The organism is Embleya sp. NPDC005575 (assembly GCF_040605455.1).
Taxonomy (GTDB): domain Bacteria; phylum Actinomycetota; class Actinomycetes; order Streptomycetales; family Streptomycetaceae; genus Embleya.
Window position 1 is genome coordinate 1 of record NZ_JBEXCV010000178.1, and the last position, 16,746, is coordinate 16,746.

Here is a 16,746-nt window from a genome sequence, read left to right on the forward strand (position 1 = left end):
ATGGGGGTGGGCGGGTTATGTGGGTTGCGGTGGGTGTACTCCGGCGCCGCCCCCGGCGCCGGCGCCGGCGCCGGCGTTCGCCACGGTGACGTACCACGACGGTGATGCGGAGGGCGCCCGGGACGACGGTGGTCCCTGCGATCACCCCGGGGACACCAGGGCTTGACCGTTTCCCGCCTCCATGCCGATCTCGACGCCCCGTCGAGCACTGCCCGACGAGGCGAAGTGCCGGGCGGACGCCGCGAGATCGGGGGCGCGCGGGGTCGGGCTTGTCGGTATGGGACCGGTGCGGGTGGGTGCCCGCGCCTGCATCGACGCGCCCGAATGTCGACCCACTTTCCCCACCGCACTTCCCCCACCGCACCGCCACGGGCCGCGGCGCCGGCGGCCGGCCCGATCACGGTCTCCACGTGTCCACGGAGTACGTCCGGACGCCCCGCACGCTCCCGGTGGACCACGGCCGCCGTGAACGCGGCTTCCCGGCGCCCTCGCCGCGCCGCGCCCGACCTGCGGGCCGCCGTCCACCGCTGCTCCGGAACCACCCCCGCCGATGTGGGCACGCGCCGCCCGTCGAGTGGCCACCGACGCGCGGGCCGGGCCGGAGCGCGGTCGTCTCAGCCCGGGAACGCGAATCGGTAGCCCTGGTCCTTCAGCCACGGCAGGAGCCGCGCGAGCGCGTCGACGCTCTGGGTGCGGTCGCCGCCCGCGTCGTGCATGAGGACCACGCCGCCGGGGCGCAGTTCACGGCGCACGTTGGCGAGGATCGTGTCGACGCCGGGCTTCTCCCAGTCGCGGGTGTCGACCGACCAGCCGAGGGGCTTCAAGCCGTACGCGGCCGACACTCGGCGCACGGTCGGCGACCACGCGCCGCCGGGCGCGCGGAACCAGTCGACGTCGTGGCCGGGGGCGGCCCGGGCGATCTCGTCGCGCGCGGAGACGATCTCGTGCTCGACTCGCGGGGTCGACCGCTTGTCGATCTCCTCGTCGTGCGTGACCGAGTGGTCGCACAGTCGATGGCCGGCGTCGACCACACGGCGCACCAGGTCGGGGTGGCGCGAGGCGTTGGGGCCGACCATGCAGAAGGTGGCCTTGACGTCGTACTCGTCGAGCAGCGCGAGCACCCGCGGAGTCCACCGCGGGTCGGGGCCGTCGTCGAAGGTGAGCGCGACCGTGCGGTCACCGGGGTTCGTGGTGCTTCGCACGATGCCCGTGGACACGAGGGGCGGAGGTATGTCCGCGGCCCCCTTCGCCGCCGGCGCGGGCCGGCCGGCCGGTGCGGCGTGGTTGCCGTGGGGCGTCGCGGCCGACGAGGGCGCGCCGGGGGTCGTCGACGCGGGAGTCGTCGGCGGAGCGGAGGGGTGCGGTTTCGAGGGTGCCGGCGCCGACGGCTGCGGGCCCGACGGGCCCGGGACGGTCGTTACGGCCGGGCCGGTGGGGGACGCGCCCCGCGCCCCGGGGCCGTCCGGTGCCGGGTTCGGGGAAGCCGTCGTGGGCGGATCCACGGGCACCGACGCTGCCTTGTCGCCTTGGGCGGGTCCCGCGCCGTCACCGGCGCCACACGCGGCGACGGTCAGCGTGAGCACGCCGATCACCGCCAGGGCCGGAAGTCGGCGGGCGGCATCCCGGCCGGGGAGCGCGGGGATCCGCACGCGACGGGCGACGGACGGCAAAAACGTCAGGACGGGCTTCGGCACACGAACTCCGGAAGAATCGGCAACGGGTCACGGGTGTCAACGCGACATGATCTGGGCAGAATGTCGACTTTGCTCATATTCTCCGATTTCGCGCAACAGGCAACCGTGTGTAAACACTCGCGCGACAACCCGCCACCAAGGCCCTCATCTGCGTCATCCTCAAACCGTCGACCCCACCAAAACCACCAGCACCACCGGCACCGAGCGCCACACCCCGCCAAGTGACCGACGCCACCGTCCGGCCCCCACCGCCTGCCACATCACCCCCACTCATCCACCCATCCACTGCCGCCACGCCGTCACCGCCGGAACCTCGCGCAGCCCCAGGTGTTCCAGCACCCGGTTGGCGTCCGCATCCAAGCCCACCACCCGTACCGCCCACACCCCCGCTCCCCCCGCGGGACATACCGAACCACCCGCACCGACACGCCCGTACGCCGCGCCGTACACCACCGACGCCCGAACGCCACCGCCCCCACCACGACACCACCCACGAGCGGGGTCGGCCGCGCCGCCGGTCTCGGCCGCAGAAGTCGTCCGGGGTACCGATCCGATCGCGGGGCCGGCGCCCTTCGGTGACGATGTGCGGCTGTACGCACCCGGTGCGCACGTGGTGTCGACGTGCCGACTCGGCGCGGTGGCCGAAGCGCTTGCCCACACGGTCGCCGCCCGCGGCGTGCCGTGCGTGTACGGCGACCCCGGACACGGCAAGACCATCGCGCTCCACCCGGCCCTGCGCCTGCTCCCGAGCCGCGTCCCGGTTCGCGCGCGCCGGTGCCGGTGAAACCGGCCCTGCCCCAGTTGCGCGCCGCGCTGCTCACCGCGTTCGGCCTGCCGGCCGCGCACCTGACGAACCGCATCGACGCGGCCGGACCGCGCGCTTCTCGACGCCCTCGCGCCCCCGGACGTGCTCGTGATCGACGACGTCCAACGCATCGCCGCCCCGGAACCGGACTACCTCCGCCTCCTGGCGGGCGCCCCCACCACCCGGACCTGCCGGGTGCTGTGCGGGGCAGGCGCCGAGCGCACCCTCGCCCGAGCTCCCGCGTCGGCCTCCCGCGTCCTGACCCGGCAACACACACCCCACGTCGACACCTCCCAAGTCGCCGGCGTACTACGCCTGTTCCGCCCCCTGTGGCACATCGCGACCGACGAGGACCTGCTCCACACCGACAAGATGCACGCGCGGGGGAACTTCCGCATCTGGGCGAAGCTCACCTCCCACGCCCACGCCCACGCCGCCCGCAGCCGCGGCCTCGACACCGCAGCACATCGCGCGCTGCTGACCTGGGTCTGCTCCCGCCTCGGCCCCAATCCCTGACCCACCCCTCCCACGCGCGGGAACGAAGGATTTCCATGAACACCACCACCCCCGACAATGCTCGGGAACCTTCAATGCCCCCGGCCGAGCCCGGCTCGACACCGTGCCGTCGACCGCCTTGCGGGTCCCGGCTGTTCGCCGTCTGCTCATACCGCGCGAACTCGAACCCGGCTAGGGCATCTGCCGCATCACCTTCCCCCGTCCCATCATCCGCACAGTGCGCCGGAACTGTTCACCGCCCCGGAACTGCCGGGCCAACCCCCGCGTCACGCCGGCGAGTTCGACCGACTACTCGAGTCTGCAATCGCCACCCAGCCGCGCATCCTCGTCCTGGACGAGGCCCGGGGGCTCAACGGCGAGACGGTCGCTGATCGAGCTGGTCGCCGCCTCGCCGCGTTCGGTGTCCGCGTCGTCGTCGACCCGGGCGGCAACCGGCCCGACGGTCTGCGCCGTGACCGTCTCGTCCTGCGCCCGAGCGCACCTGCGCTTGCCCCGCTCTCTCCCTCCGCCGCGACGAGGCTCGTGTTTCACGACGGATGTGCGCTGCCGGCCGTCGCGGTATGGGGGTCCGGTCGTGACGGCGGGCGGGTGGCCCGCGCGGTGGCGAGGCCGGCGAGGAGGCCCAGGGGGAGTGCCGAGATCCATACCAGGGCCGGTGCGCCGACGCGGCCGAGGGCGAGTCCGGAGGTAGGGCCGATCGCGGCGCCGATGTCTTGTGTGGTGGACAGGGCAGCCTGGTAGGTGGCGCTGCGTCCCGGTGGGGCATGGCGGGTGATGAACGTCGAGGTGGTGGGGCCGGAGATCATCATTCCGAAGGAGGTGACGAGCACGGCTGCGACGAGGGCGGGGTACCCGAGTCCGGCGGCGGCGAATCCCGCGAGGCCCACGCCTTGGAGCGCGGCGCCCAGGAAGAGCAGGCGCCCGGTGTCTCGTCGGCGGGTCCAGCGGCTGACCGGGATCTGGAACAGGACGATCGCGAGGGCGTCGACGGCGAACAGGACCGCGTAGGCGGTGGTGCCCAGGGGGTGGAGCGGGTGCAGGAGTACCAGGCCGTCGGCTTGCCACCAGGTGAAGGTGATGCTGAGCAGGCTGCCGCCGAGGACGAGCAGCGCCAGTCTGCGGTCGCGCAGGATCCGCGCGAGTGCCCCGTACGCCTCCTTGGCGTCCTCCCCGGTGTCTGTCTCGGTTGTCTCCGGGCCGATGACGCGGTCGGAGGGAACGGCGACGAGCACCGTCAGGGCGGCGCCGACGAGCAGGACGCCTGCCGCGGCGAACACGCCCGACAGCGAGAGGGTGACGGCTGCGGCTCCGAGGATCGGGCCGATCACGCCACCGACGCTTGCCACCACGCGGGTCAGTCCGTACGCGTGGGGGAGATCCTCGTCGGCGTGCAGGTCTCCGACGAGCGCTGCGATCGTGGGGTGGAACGCCGACTCGAAGAGCCCCGCGGCGAGGAACAGACCGAGGGCGGGTACCGGGTGGTGCACCAGGAAGAGGCTGCCGTAGCCGAGAGCCATTCCGGTCGTGGAGAGCAGCAGCATGCGGCGGTGGCCGATGCGGTCGGCCAGGGCGCCCCCGGCCAGACCGCCGGTGAACTCGCCGACGGCCTGGACGAGGAACAGCGCGCCGGCCGCCGCTCCGCTCAGCCCGCCGACACGGTGGGCCCATAGGATGACGAAGGGCAGCATGACGCCGTCGGCCAGGGCACCGAGCAGCCGGACGACCAGAAGTCCCCGGAAGGCCACCGTGACCTGTCGCGCCGTCGGTCCGCTCCGAGATCCGGGCGCTACGGCCGTCACATCGGGTTCCGCGACGTGACGGCGGGGCGGCGGTCGGCCGTCCAGTAGCCCTTGGCGAAGACGTTGTCCGGTCGGACGCCCGCGCTGTGCACGAGTTCGCGGACCGCCCGCGCCGCGCCGGCCTCGGCGAGGACGTAGACCTGGCCGAAGCTGCCCGCCCGTATCTCCTCCGCGACCACGGCGAGGAGCGCCTGCGGGTCGCCGGGCGGCCGGCCGCCGCGCTCGAGCCAGCACACCCGGCCCGCCGCGATCGGGACCCGGTCGGCGGGAGACTCGGTCTCGACGACGGCGGTGGCCTCCTGACCGGCCGGCAGCGCCTCGGTCAGGGCCGCGATCGCCGGCAGGGAGGCTTCGTCGCCGACGAACAGATGGCCGTCGGCCGGCCGTAGTTGCAGCTTGCCTCGGGGGCCGACGAACTCCACGGGGGAACCGGGTTTTGCGCTCGCCGCCCAGGTGCTGCCCGGCCCGCCGCCCGGGTGCAGGACCGCGTCGATGTCCCACTCGCCGGCCTGCGGGCGGGCGTGCCGAATGGTGTAGTGCCGCTTGACCCGGCTCCCGCGGGCGTCGGCGAGCAGCACCTCGATGTCCTGGGCCGGCAGGGGGGTGAGCCCGGTGAGACTCGGGCCGCCCACGGTGAGTCTGACCGTGCGGGGGGTGAGGTGGCGCCGGGCCAGCACCGTGCAGCGATGGGTGGTCTTCATCGGGTTTCCCTTTGGTGTCCGGGGACGGCCGAACATGCCTGCGGCCGCCCGCATTAATTCCGAGGCAGCGTGCCTCGATATGAGGCTAGCACTATTCCGAGGCAGCGTGCCTCGATACGAGGCCGGCGCCATTCCGAGGCACAGTGTCTTGATAAGCTGATCACATGCCACGCACAGCCCACGGGCAGGCCACACCCGGACGCCCCCGCAGCGAATCGGCGCGGATCGCCGTTCTCCACGCCGTCGACGACATGCTCGTCGAGCAGGGGTACGCGGCGATGACCATGAAGGGCATCGCCGAACGTGCCGGAGTCGGGCGCCAGACCGTCTACCGGTGGTGGTCCACAAAGGCGGAGATCCTGCTGGAGGCGAGCACGTCCGACGCCGCCCACGAGTTGGACGTCGAGCCGCAGGCCCGTCCCGCCGACGACCTCCTCGCCTTCCTCGAAGCGCTCACCGCCTTCCTCACCACTTCGCCGGCCGGCCTCGCCTACCGGGCGCTGCTGGGCGAAGCGCAGCACGACACCGCGGTACGCGATCTCGTCCGCGCCGCCGACCTCGTCGGCACCGCCACCTCGGCCGTGCTCGCCCGCGTACGCCCGCACGCCCCCGCCATGCCCACTTCGCCACTGGCCGCCGCCCAACTCGCCGGCCCCGTCGTCGCCGTCATCCTGGAGACCGGGAACCCCCTGACACCGGCCCAACTCGCCGACCACGCCGGGCTCCTCCTCGGCGCCTGGACCGCGGGCCCCCCGCGCTGAGCCGCCCGGCACAGCCCAAGCCCGACCCGATTCCTTCGACCACGCGGCTGTTCGTCGTCGTTCGGGTCCCGGCCGGCGAGGCGCCTCACCCCGGGACGCTCATGGGAAAACCGCGCCCGGCCGGAAGTGCTCCTCGACGAGCAGGGCGGACGAGGGCACGTGATCGTGCCCCGACAGGTACGAGGAGCCGGCCACGACACCGGCCGGCGCCCCGGGCCACCGGGAACGCACGACCAACGCACCCGCCGCCACGCGTCCGGATCACGGCGGTGGTTCATGACGACGTCGCCGTCCTCGGGCCAGACCCGATCGGGGACGAACTCCCCCCGCGCGACCCGCTCGAACACCGGCCGCCACTCGGCCGGCAAAACGCCCTTGCCCTCCAAAAGCGCCGCCAGGGAATTGGGACCGACCCCAGTCACGGCTTGCGCCGCTGACCGACGCCGAAGGGCCACAAAACCTTCATCATCTGCACAGCACCGCATCAAGTGGGTCCACCTACATCAACCTCACTCTCAGCCCTCGTGGAGCACTTGAAAGACAAGCTGAGATCCACTTCCGCAAGGGGGATTGCGCCATGCCCACAGATCCGACGTGCAACGAGTCGGTCAGCCTCCGGTCCGGAGGCCGCGCGCACAGCTCGGCGCCTCGTGGATGGACTGGATTCGATCGGAGCGGTTGATGCCAGCGAACTCCGTTTGTTGGTACCGGAGTTGGTTGGCAATGCCCACCGCCATGCCGGTGCGGCCACCGCCGTGTGGGTGAGCGCCGCCGGTTACGTGGTCTCCGTTGTCGTGGCCGATCGAGGCAAGACGTTCGCCCTGGAGGTGGGGCCGCCGTCGGCCGGCGACGAGTCTCGGCGGGGGCTGTACCTGGCCTGGAGTCTCGGCTGTGACCTGTCCGTAGGGCTTACGCACGACGGAGGGAAGTGGGTGGGAGCAACCTTCCCGCCCCGGCGGGGCCGCCCGCGACCGCCTTGGTGACCGGTTCGCTCTGGTGGTGTGGGAACCGTGCTGCGAGTATCGACGCCGTGACGGACGACATAGGAACGATTTTCGACCAAGCCGGTTGCGATGGCACGTTGTGTGTCCGTTCGCTCGGCGCCGGCGCCGAGTTCGACCTGCAGCCGATGAACCGGTGGCCCCGGCCTCGGTGGTCAAGGTGCAGATCGCCCTGGAAGCGGAGACCTGGTGGACGGTCGGCTGGACCCGGGTGCGCACGTGACACCGACCGCCGCGGACCGGACTCCCGGGCCCACCGGGGTCTCGCTGTTCGACGACGATGCGTCGTCTCGTGTCGGACGACCGCGCGCGACATGGTCGACCTGCTGGAGCTGATCCGGGCCGATCGCGCGGGACCGGCCGCCGCCTGTGCGCGGGTACGCGCCGTCTTGGCAAGGCAGTTGACCCGACATCGGATCGCGAGCGCCTTCCGATCGCCGGTGCGAGTCGCAGCCAAGAGCGGCAGTCCGCTCGGCGTGGTCCGCAACGAGATGGGCGTGATCTCCTACCCGGACGGCGGCCGCTGTGCTGCTGCCGCCTTTACCCGGTCCCGGCCGGGTTCGGCCGATGGCGCGAACAGCCGCGCCATCGGCACCACCGCGGCCAGGGCCGTCGCCACTCTGCGGGATGAACGCCCGTGACGGCCGCGCGCATGTGGCGGAAGTTGCTCGCTGCCCGTCCCCGAATCCGGAAGTCGTGGCGGGACGCTCCCGGGGAGGCGCTGACGCCCGATGCGATCGGCGCCGGTGTCGACCGGAAGGCAGGGGTAGGGGACTTGTCGCTCCCCGAGTTCGAGGCGAGGCCCCGGTGGCAGTCCACGGGTGATGGGTACTTCCCGTTCGTCGCGACGGTCGACGGCACGTGGTGGGTCCTGCGGGTCAATGCCTATCCCGACCACCCGGCCTGGACCCTGTTCGTGAACGGCGCCAAGCGCTTCGACGTCGACGTCGAGGGCGTCCGTCCGGCCTGGGGCCGCCCGTTCGGCCTGTCGGTCCCAGCACTGGAAGCGCGACTCACACAAGAGGTCTTGGCGCCGATCAGGGGGTTCGTGGCCTACGGCAGCGAAGTCGGTCAACCGTGCGACAACCCGTTCTGCTGCGGCTGACTCCGGCAAGGTGACCGGATGGCCGACCACCTGTGCTCCGCCACCACGCCGCTGTTGCCGCCGCCGGCGGGGTGGTGGGCCCTGGCGCAGCGACGATGCGGCAGATGACACGGACCGCGAGAACCTACAGGCTCTGCAGGGTCTCAGCCCGCGTTTCCTGGTCTCACGACCGATGTCGTACGAATTTCCTTTCGTGAGAATGCGCAGGTCAGTGGCACGCACTCAGCGTCCGATGCGAGGGTTCCGGCGCGGTCGTGCGATTCCGGATCGGACACGTCACGAGACACCGCGAGAAGCCCCAGTGGCTTTGTTCACGAGACGCGGTGCGGTGCCCAGGTGGGGCCTTCACGCGATACGTGAAGGCCGGCCGTCCGGCGCGCGGCACCCGATCGACGCCATCGGCAGCGATCACACGCGTGCCACGGCCCTGGCCCACGGGATTTGCCGATTCGTCCGACAGACCCAGCCGGCCTCGGTAGCGTCGATATGTGACCGATGGACCACATCACCCGTTCCGGATGTTCGGGGCGCCGAACACGATCGTGCGCTGCGAAGGCTGTTGGTGGGCGCACGAGTTGGACGAGTGCCTGCACGAGGACGCCCCGCAGGGCGTCCTGGACTGGCACATCGCCCATCCCCACGACGCGGTGGACCACCTGCGACCGCCCGGGCGCAACAGACGCCTGGCCATCCGACATACCTGCGCCGGCTGAATTACGGCGGGCTGGTGATCGGCGACGAACGCACCGGCGGCCTGGGCACCGGCTACAACACGGAGTGCCTGGCATCTACTGAACCCCGAAGCACGCACTCGTGGGACGCGCCGCGGCCGCGGAACACCTCACACGAGATCGAACAGATGAAAGCCACCCCGCCAAGCGCATCCCCCCACACAACGCCGACCGCTTCTCCTTGAGGTCGGGTCGCGCGCGACGTTCGGCCCAGGTCTGCACGGCCGCGCCGGCGGTGGCGCGTGCGACCTCGGTGACACAGCCCAGGTCCCGGACCGACGAGCGGGCGATCCGGAGACCACAAAGCTCGTGGCTGTTCTGCGCGGGTGGACTTGTCCCGGTATTCGCCACGACGAAGTGCCGGCGGAGACCGTTATGTTGTCGTACCGACAGGGTCGCCACATCCGTGCCCGACCTCGCGTCGGCGGGGCCAGGCACGGATGTGTTCCGTCTGCCGGTGTCGACGAACGGCGCGCCGTCACGTGAAGCCGATTGGCCACGGCCGGGCGCCCGCGCGCGGTTACGTGGTCGTCGGCGACCTGGGTCCGGTGTCGGGGTGGTGGGCCCACACGTACTGCGTGTCGGGGGTGACGGTCATCCCGTGGTCGTACAACCCCGGGCCGCCCGCCGCGATCCACCGGTCCCAGGCCGCCTCCAGTTCGTCGCCCAGCCGCCGCGTTCCGCCCTGGTACAACGTGGTTCTGCCACCCGCCGATGCGGAGTACACGGCCCACGAGGCGTCGCCGTCGTGGACCCACGCGTTCACCCCATCGGCGTCGCGCGCGGCTCGCACCCGCACCTCGGGCAGCACGACACGCAACGCGAACAGCAAATGCGCGTCGTCGCACAACGGCGCCAGGTCCCGGACGACACCGCGCTCCTCCCCGGCCGCCGCGTCGCCGCGCACGTCGCCGAATCGGCGCTCGGCCGGGGTGCCACGGGCGGGCATGAACGTGGCGAGCCCCTGAACCCACCCGCTCGCCGAACGTCCGTCGTCGGCCACGGTCAACGCGACATGACCCAACCGCCCCCACGGCGTGACCACACGGCCTCCGGGGCGAACCTGGGCGATCCACGCCCACGGCACCCGCTCCACCGCATAGGTCGAGATCACCCGATCCCACGGCCGCTCCGACGCCCGGCCGGCTGCGCCGTCCCCGACCTCGACGCTCACGTCCAGGCCGGCCGCGGCGAGTGCCTTGCGGGCCCTCTCGGCCAGGTCCGGATCGACCTCGATGCTGACGACGTTGCCGGGCCCGGCGCGTCGGGCGGCCAGCGCCGCGTTCCAGCCCGTTCCCGTGCCCAACTCCAGGACCCGGTGCCCCGGTTCCAGGAGCAGCGAGTCGAGCATGTCCACCACCACGGCCTGGCAGGACAGGCTCGACGTGGGCACCGCGTCGACGACCTGCGTCACCGCGGCGTCGTCCGGCCCGGAGTAAACCAGCGACACCCACGCGCCCTCGTCGACCGTCCGGTCGACCGGCGCATATCCGTCGCCGTCCCAGCGCCACAGCCGATCGGGCGCGAACTCGTCCCGGGGAGCCGCCTCCACCGCGGCGCGGATCCACGGTGCGCGCTCGGGCCAGTCCCCACGCCGTTCCATCTCGGCCGCCAACCGGGACCGCGCCTCGACTAGGTCCACGACGGGCTACTCATCCTTTTTGTGTTGGCCGTTCGACGGCGGGGGAGCAGGCACTTGCCCATCGGAATTGTTCGGCGGCGGATTCCCCTTCGACGGATCCGGCGGCGGCTTCTCGTGCTGTCCCATCACGCCTCCTCGGTCACCCAGAGAGACCCAATGATGACGCAACACCACATCGACGCGGAAGACACCGCGACCCACACCACCCGCAAAACCCACCCGACGCGGCGACCCAGGTCTTGCCGGTGCCACAAGCCATCACCGCGGTGGCCCGGCGCCCGCCGTACGCGATGCTGCCGACACCGGCGGGGTCGAGGTTCTCCAGTTCGCGGATTACGGCGGCCAAGGCGTCGTGCCGGTGGGGGCGCAGTGCCGGCGCGGAGTTGCGTGGGGTCTCGCGTCGAGGACGCGGTGGCGTGCGCATGAATCGTTCGTCACGCACCCCGCACCGACAGAGCCCTGCACACCCTGATGGCCGCCGAGTACGAGATCTTCCGCATCGAGAACCGGCTCGATCGCTGCATCTTCGGGTCAATCGCCGTACCGGCTGGGCAGGAAGAAGCGCATGACCTTCAACCGCCGGCGAGAAGGGCGAATGGCAGATAGCCGTCGACGCGGACGGAGCCGAGGTCACCGCGTTTTCCCGGATGACACCCACGACCTCCTCGCCCGCCTACAGGCCGAGTACGGCGCCAAGTAGCCCCACCACCCGCACGCGAAGAGAGTCCGCCCGGGTATGCATACAGAGCCTCTTGCCCGGGAAGCCCGGGACGACCGTCAAGGGTGCAGTCGGTCCCCGTTCATCGACGGCTCCGCTCGTTGCGCGATCAGGCGTTGACGAAGGTCGAGTTCCTCGGGTGTCTGCCCCTCGTCCGGGCGCGCGATGCACGCTCGGACGGGCCGGGCGATGTCGTCGCCGTCGGTTCGGTGGGCGAAGTCGGCATGGGCGTGTTCGACGGCATCGGGGTAGGCCGCGGCCTTCTCGTGTTCGACGAGCGCGCGGTAGACGCCGGCCAGGCTGGGGCTTCGTCCCTTGCGTTTGCCGGTGGGGATGATGGTCCGGGCGGATCGCCTCGACGCTGCATCTCGGGCTCTCCGTCGGGGATGTGATTTCGCAGTGGTGGGTGGTGCTGTGGGCTGGGGTGTTGCGGGTTGGGCGAGAACGAGAAGGATCGCGTCGACGCTGGCTTTGGTGGTGTGTTCGGTGGCGTCGGTGATGGCGGTTTGGCGGATGAGGCGGGAGGGGGCTGCCGATTCGTCCGGCGGTGCGCCGGCGGGTGGTGGGCGGCGAGGCGGCGGTGGTGTCCCGGCCCGGTGTGCGCTTTCGGGTCGAGGGCGGTTTCCACCCCGGCGATCAACGCCGGTCGGGCGGTGGTCCGTTGCCGGCCCGCCCCGGGCCCGGGGGCATCGGCGGGCGTATGTTCGTGGCGAGGGAGTCGATGGCTGGGGTGCGGACGGTCACGAACGCGGAGTGGTAGGCCAGGCGTTCCTCCCGGCCGCGTGGCGGCGCGCCGGGACCGGAATCACCCACCTCGGCGCCCGCGAATACGACCCCGCCCTGGGACGATTCATCAGCGTCGGCCCCGTCATGGACCTGGCTGACCCCCAGGCAAATGCACGGGTATGCCTACTCGCACAACAATCCGGTCGCGAGACCGCCGCCGACATCGCGGGCCTGCGCCTGGTTGCGGTGGACCCGCTCAACCAGCTTCTCCCCGCTGCGGCTGGCCTTGCCGGCCCCGGTTCAAGCGCTTCGGTTCAGATGTTCGAGAAAGACGGATACATAGGTTCGATCGGCGGCCTGCGAGCAGGGGAAAGTCGCCGTGGCGGCGTCGACTTCCGTCTGATGGAACGTACGCCATTCGGAGTTCTGCGCGGCCAGTGCCGCCAGTTGATCCTGCGGTAAATCGGGGCTGCCGGTCCGAACGCCGGCCATTATCGGGGTGTATTGCCTGCGCAGGGTTTCGATGAGCGCGAGGCGGGATTCTGCCGGATGTCCGGCCTCTGCCGCGCAGGTTCGCCAGGTCCGGAGTGCCGATTGGTAGCGTGGGTCACGGTGGACGTCGCTGTCCAACCGGTCCCACTGCGAGTTCGCCTCCGCGATGCCGTATTCCTTCTCGGTCGTGCGCTGCGCGTTTTCGGCGCACTTCGCGAGACGCTCGTCGTAGGTCTTGAGAACAGCGGCCGACAGCGTCCGCTGATATTCGACGTCCGCCGTGGCCGGGACGAAATGTGCGAAGACGGAGATGCCGAAGCCGCGTGTGCGCGCGTAGTCCGGGTTCGAGAAGTCGGTCGCGTCCTCGGTGTCGACCACACTGCGCGGGTCCTTGGGCGTGTACCGGAGGCCGTGTGAATTCATGCACTCGGATGTCAACGCTTCCGTGCGAGCGGCAACCTCCGTGTCGAACCGCTGCGACTCGGCATGATCGGCGGCACCCGCCAGAATCAGCACGAACCAGCGAGTGTTGGCCTTGGCCTGGGCCGTCCGGTCGGTCCCGCCACCATCGGATGGCAGGAACGTGAAGCCCGCCGCGACCGTCACGGCGACGCCCGCGGCCGCCGCCGCCATCGAAAGAGCCTTGCGTTTGCCCGGCATCGTTGCCGCCCTCGCCTTCCGAATAGGGAGCCCCGGCGTACGCCCGCATCTCCACGCACGCCGGGGCGACCACTCATGTACGCACGGCTCACGCCTTGTACAACTGGAGGGCCACCTGGAGGTAACCGCGGTTGTAGGTGCCGTTGCCGCTGCAGTCATAGTGCGAGGGGTTCAAACCGTTGCGCGAATAGATCGTGGACTCGTACCACTGGCCGCCACCGTTGCCCCGGAGACAATTGACCCTGACCGCGCCCTTGTCCTGACCGCTCACATACACGGTGGACCGCTGGTAGCGCTGATATCCGTTGTTCCAGTTGTCCGCGATGAACTGGTAGTCGCCCGTCCTGCCGTCCGCGTCGGTGTAGTGCCAGTGCTCGTTGATGTTTCCTATATTGTCGTAGATTTCCGCCTGGGCGGTGCCCGCCGTGAGGCCGATCGTGGCGCAACAAGCCACGGTGAGCGCCAGTGCGCCGAGAATCCTCGGGTTACGGGACATGATTGATCGGTACTCCTTCTGTCGGAATGCCGGACGGAATCGATCCGGCCGTGCGAATGCGCCGCATGCCTGGGTGGAGGCCGTCTGCGGACGCGGGCGCCGGCGCCGCGCGGGGGCGCCGGTCGTGCGGGATCGGCCCGATCGTCGATGGCTTCGATCGGGCCAAAGTGCGATCGGCCGAAAGGTCGGCGGATTCCCGAGCGCGCCGGTACCGTGGCGTCGAACGCACGCGCGAACGGTACGGGGGTATGGGTGGAAGTGGACGCGTTCGGGGTGGACTTACGTGCCCGGCGAACCGAGGTGCGACTCACCCGGGTCGGCGACCCTGCGGGCCGAGTGTGTGGCGGTCGGCGTTCGCGAACGGGGAAATGACGCGGGATCGCGTGGTGAGTCCGTCCGACTCCTCGCCGAGGCATGGGGCGGGTCGCGCCGGTCCACCCGTCGCCGAACCCGTTCGGCTGTGCGGGCTGTTGCCGAGCCGTTCCCCGTGGGGTGGACTCGGCCGGACTACGGTCCGTACTCGATGGCGGTGGCGGCGACCGGACGGGTGGACCCGTGCTCGGTCGACGTCGCATTCGAAACGGCGCCGGCGAAGGCCACGCCCGCGACGGCGGCGATGATGGCACCCGCGAGCCATCGACGAATGTTCATGTCTGTCCTTCCGTTCCCAGCGGAACAATCGCGTCGCGACCGGTAGGTACCGGCCGTGCCACCTTCAGGGTGAGCCCGCTCGGGTAGATCCTGCAATCCAGGCCCCGTCGAAGCCCAACGATTCGACAACCATCGACACACGACCCGTCGATTGCCCGGAAGAGGTGTCATGATCCGCATCGATCTGTCGGCGGACGCACTGGCGCACAGCCATTTCGCCATCTCGCCCGTCACCGTCACCGTCGACCTGCTCATGGCCCTGCACGAGCATCCGGCAGGCGTCCCAAACAAGTTCCGGGACGGCGCCGTCAAGGCGCTTACCGGTGCCGGATTCGGCACGCTCAACACCCTCGGAGCCCCCGGCGCGCACGGCTACTGTCCGGACTTCCTGCGCCCAATCCCCAACGCGCACATCGGCGACCTGGACGACGAGTTGCACACCATCACCACCACCGGCACCGACCGGGTCCGGCACGAGATCGACATCATCAGCGGCGGCGGGAAGTTACCCGGCAAACTCGCCCGGGCGACGGAGCAGGGCGAACGGCAGCTCACCCAGGCCGTCGCCGATCAGCTTGCCCGGCTGTTCCACACCGTCATCGCCCCCGACTGGCCACGCATCCGCGACCGCCTGGAGGCCGACATCGCCGCCCGAGCACGCGTTGCGGTCACCGGAGGGCTCAAGGCCGCCATCGACAGCCTCGACCAGTGCGTGGTCTGGAACGGCGACGGCATCGACATCAGCCTGCGGTATCCGCATCCTCGTGGGGCCCGCATCGCCGAACGGTACATCGTGTTCCAACCCTCGCCGTGGTTCCACCGGACGAGGTTCGCCATCGACCCACCCGGATCCCCCGACCGGCGCAGCCCCATCATCCACTACCCGGCCAAGCCCGATCGACGGACCGGACGCGACCAGCGGGGACGACGACCGGCCGCGACGGGGCTCGGCGAGGTGATGGGGGAGACCCGCGCGCTCATCCTCGCCGAACTTGGCGCCGGCGCGACGACCGCCGAGGTCGCCGGCCGGCTTCGCGTGGCCCGCTCCACCGCGTCGCACCACCTGCAACTCCTTTACCGCGCGGGGCTGGTCGACCGCCGCCGCGACGGAAAGCACGTCGTGTACCGGCGAGCGAGGCTGACGGCCATCGACGAGTGAGGCCTGTACGGGTGCCGTCGCTCCGCCACCCGACGGCGGCGTCCGCGCGGGCCGGGAAGCGCGGGTTCCGGGACTGGTGCCGCGACTCAGGGCAGCAGCCCCGTGGTGGGCCCGTCGTGCCGGGCGCTGTGAGTGTGTGTCCGGGTGGCGGTGGTTGGTCGTCAGTCGGGTTGATGCGTGGTGTGGGTGTTTGTGTGCTGGTCGGGGTGTGGATGACCGTGATCGTTTCGACTGTCACGGGGATGACCGTCGTCTGACGTCGGGTGTTCAGCACAAGCGGGTTGTTCTGCCAAGGGCATGTCCCGGCTGCACGGAACGGGGACGTGGCTTTGGTAGAAGGCGTCGACGTCGACCGCCGCGGCGACGACGAGTTCGGCCAGGCGCCGTTTGCCCAGCACCTTCCCGCACCGCCGCTCGACCGCGGCCACCGCTTGGTCGCAGGAGCCGCGCACCGCCTCGACGACCGCGACTCGGCGCAGGCCGAGCGAGTGACGGCCGGCCGGCAGCGACAACACGGCGTCCGCAGGGTGCACGTTGGCCAGCCTGCGGCCGCGGTGCGCGACCCGGGTGACGCGGACCGTCCCGAACAGGCAGGCCAAAAGGCGCGCGTGCCCCGTCTCCCGCCACGGCCGCAGCGCGTCGTCCGGGCCCACCACGATCGGACAGGCGCCGTCACGGAGTTGTTCCTCCTAGCGGCTCGATCCGGTGCGGCGTCGACCGCAGCGACCTCGGTGCCCTGTTGCGCATCGCTGATTACGGCCGGGCACGGCGTGTGGACCGGCGCGTACGCGCGCCGCCTCTTCTACGAGCGTCGACCGGGCTGTGTACGGCTCTGGGCTGTGTGCCAGCGGATCTCCCGTTCGTCGCCGACTTCCGGCCGTCGCCGACTCCCGTCCGCCGATGTCGTCCACCCGCCGTCGGACGCGTGAGGTTTCCTTCGTGTCGCCGCCGTGCACGGGAATCAATCCCGTATCCGCCCGGCTGGTTGCGTGCCTGTGGAGCCGCACGTCCGCCGCGTCTGCAACCCTTTCTTCGGTGGCGGTGTTCCACAGGTGATGAGCGACATGGCCGAGCAGTTGACCGATCTGC

Annotated in this window: 15 protein-coding genes and 1 pseudogene; 8 read left to right on the plus strand and 8 right to left on the minus strand. The window is 70.9% G+C overall.

Translation table 11 applies throughout. The annotated features are described in order from the left end of the window. Nucleotides 1–614 precede the first annotated feature (614 nt). Nucleotides 615–1,202, minus strand: coding sequence for a polysaccharide deacetylase family protein (locus ABZS54_RS36680; RefSeq protein WP_355546170.1), 588 nt, complete (start codon nucleotides 1,200–1,202; stop codon nucleotides 615–617). A gap of 1,075 nt (nucleotides 1,203–2,277) precedes the next feature. Between ABZS54_RS36680 and ABZS54_RS36685 the strand changes: the two genes are divergently transcribed. Continuing rightward, nucleotides 2,278–2,478 carry a hypothetical protein gene (locus ABZS54_RS36685; protein WP_355546172.1) on the plus strand — a complete coding sequence of 67 codons (201 nt, stop codon included), beginning with the start codon at nucleotides 2,278–2,280 and terminating at the stop codon, nucleotides 2,476–2,478. 129 nt (nucleotides 2,479–2,607) lie between these two features. Continuing rightward, the gene (locus tag ABZS54_RS36690) at nucleotides 2,608–3,015 is read left to right on the plus strand and encodes a hypothetical protein (RefSeq protein WP_355546174.1); all 408 of its coding nucleotides are present in this window, start codon (nucleotides 2,608–2,610) and stop codon (nucleotides 3,013–3,015) included. Between the two features lie 527 nt (nucleotides 3,016–3,542). Here the strand turns inward: ABZS54_RS36690 and ABZS54_RS36695 are convergent. Together ABZS54_RS36695 and ABZS54_RS36700 are read right to left on the minus strand one after the other, a co-directional pair. Further along, nucleotides 3,543–4,760: an MFS transporter gene (locus tag ABZS54_RS36695; protein WP_355546176.1), complete on the minus strand. Its 1,218-nt coding sequence runs from the start codon at nucleotides 4,758–4,760 to the stop codon at nucleotides 3,543–3,545. Between the two features lie 50 nt (nucleotides 4,761–4,810). Next, nucleotides 4,811–5,515, minus strand: coding sequence for a siderophore-interacting protein (locus ABZS54_RS36700; RefSeq protein WP_355546178.1), 705 nt, complete (start codon nucleotides 5,513–5,515; stop codon nucleotides 4,811–4,813). A 164-nt stretch (nucleotides 5,516–5,679) separates the two neighbouring features. Here ABZS54_RS36700 and ABZS54_RS36705 point away from each other — a divergent pair, with 164 nt between their 5' ends. The 4 genes from ABZS54_RS36705 (at nucleotide 5,680) to ABZS54_RS36720 (ending at nucleotide 9,095) form a co-directional block, all read left to right on the plus strand. Further along, complete coding sequence (locus tag ABZS54_RS36705) at nucleotides 5,680–6,276, plus strand: TetR/AcrR family transcriptional regulator (protein WP_355546180.1); 597 nt, start codon at nucleotides 5,680–5,682, stop codon at nucleotides 6,274–6,276. 1,129 nt (nucleotides 6,277–7,405) lie between these two features. Further along, a complete protein-coding gene (locus tag ABZS54_RS36710; protein ID WP_355546198.1) occupies nucleotides 7,406–7,918 on the plus strand; it encodes a serine hydrolase in 513 nt (170 codons plus the stop codon). Nucleotides 7,919–8,052: 134 nt separating this feature from the next. Continuing rightward, nucleotides 8,053–8,382 carry a hypothetical protein gene (locus tag ABZS54_RS36715; RefSeq protein ID WP_355546182.1) on the plus strand — a complete coding sequence of 110 codons (330 nt, stop codon included), beginning with the start codon at nucleotides 8,053–8,055 and terminating at the stop codon, nucleotides 8,380–8,382. Nucleotides 8,383–8,870: 488 nt separating this feature from the next. Next, complete coding sequence (locus ABZS54_RS36720; protein WP_355546184.1) at nucleotides 8,871–9,095, plus strand: hypothetical protein; 225 nt, start codon at nucleotides 8,871–8,873, stop codon at nucleotides 9,093–9,095. A 538-nt stretch (nucleotides 9,096–9,633) separates the two neighbouring features. Here ABZS54_RS36720 and ABZS54_RS36725 read toward each other — a convergent pair. Continuing rightward, on the minus strand, nucleotides 9,634–10,755 hold the full coding sequence (locus ABZS54_RS36725; RefSeq protein WP_355546186.1) for a methyltransferase domain-containing protein: 1,122 nt from the start codon (nucleotides 10,753–10,755) through the stop codon (nucleotides 9,634–9,636). Between the two features lie 834 nt (nucleotides 10,756–11,589). Between ABZS54_RS36725 and ABZS54_RS36730 the strand changes: the two genes are divergently transcribed. Then, nucleotides 11,590–11,865, plus strand: a complete 276-nt coding sequence (locus ABZS54_RS36730) for a hypothetical protein (protein WP_355546188.1) — start codon at nucleotides 11,590–11,592, stop codon at nucleotides 11,863–11,865. A 634-nt stretch (nucleotides 11,866–12,499) separates the two neighbouring features. Here ABZS54_RS36730 and ABZS54_RS36735 read toward each other — a convergent pair. The 3 genes from ABZS54_RS36735 to ABZS54_RS36745 form a co-directional block, all read right to left on the minus strand. After that, nucleotides 12,500–13,351: a hypothetical protein gene (locus ABZS54_RS36735; protein ID WP_355546190.1), complete on the minus strand. Its 852-nt coding sequence runs from the start codon at nucleotides 13,349–13,351 to the stop codon at nucleotides 12,500–12,502. Between the two features lie 88 nt (nucleotides 13,352–13,439). Next, nucleotides 13,440–13,847, minus strand: coding sequence for a hypothetical protein (locus ABZS54_RS36740; RefSeq protein ID WP_355546192.1), 408 nt, complete (start codon nucleotides 13,845–13,847; stop codon nucleotides 13,440–13,442). Nucleotides 13,848–14,354: 507 nt separating this feature from the next. Next, complete coding sequence (locus tag ABZS54_RS36745) at nucleotides 14,355–14,498, minus strand: hypothetical protein (RefSeq protein ID WP_355546194.1); 144 nt, start codon at nucleotides 14,496–14,498, stop codon at nucleotides 14,355–14,357. 169 nt (nucleotides 14,499–14,667) lie between these two features. Between ABZS54_RS36745 and ABZS54_RS36750 the strand changes: the two genes are divergently transcribed. Next, entirely contained in the window at nucleotides 14,668–15,657 is a 990-nt protein-coding gene (locus tag ABZS54_RS36750; protein ID WP_355546196.1) for a winged helix-turn-helix domain-containing protein, read from the plus strand. 290 nt (nucleotides 15,658–15,947) lie between these two features. On the opposite strand, the pseudogene ABZS54_RS36755 reads toward ABZS54_RS36750, so the two are convergent. Beyond that, nucleotides 15,948–16,358, minus strand: a pseudogene (locus ABZS54_RS36755) (ISKra4 family transposase); the annotation flags it as partial. Between the last annotated feature and the right edge of the window lie 388 nt (nucleotides 16,359–16,746).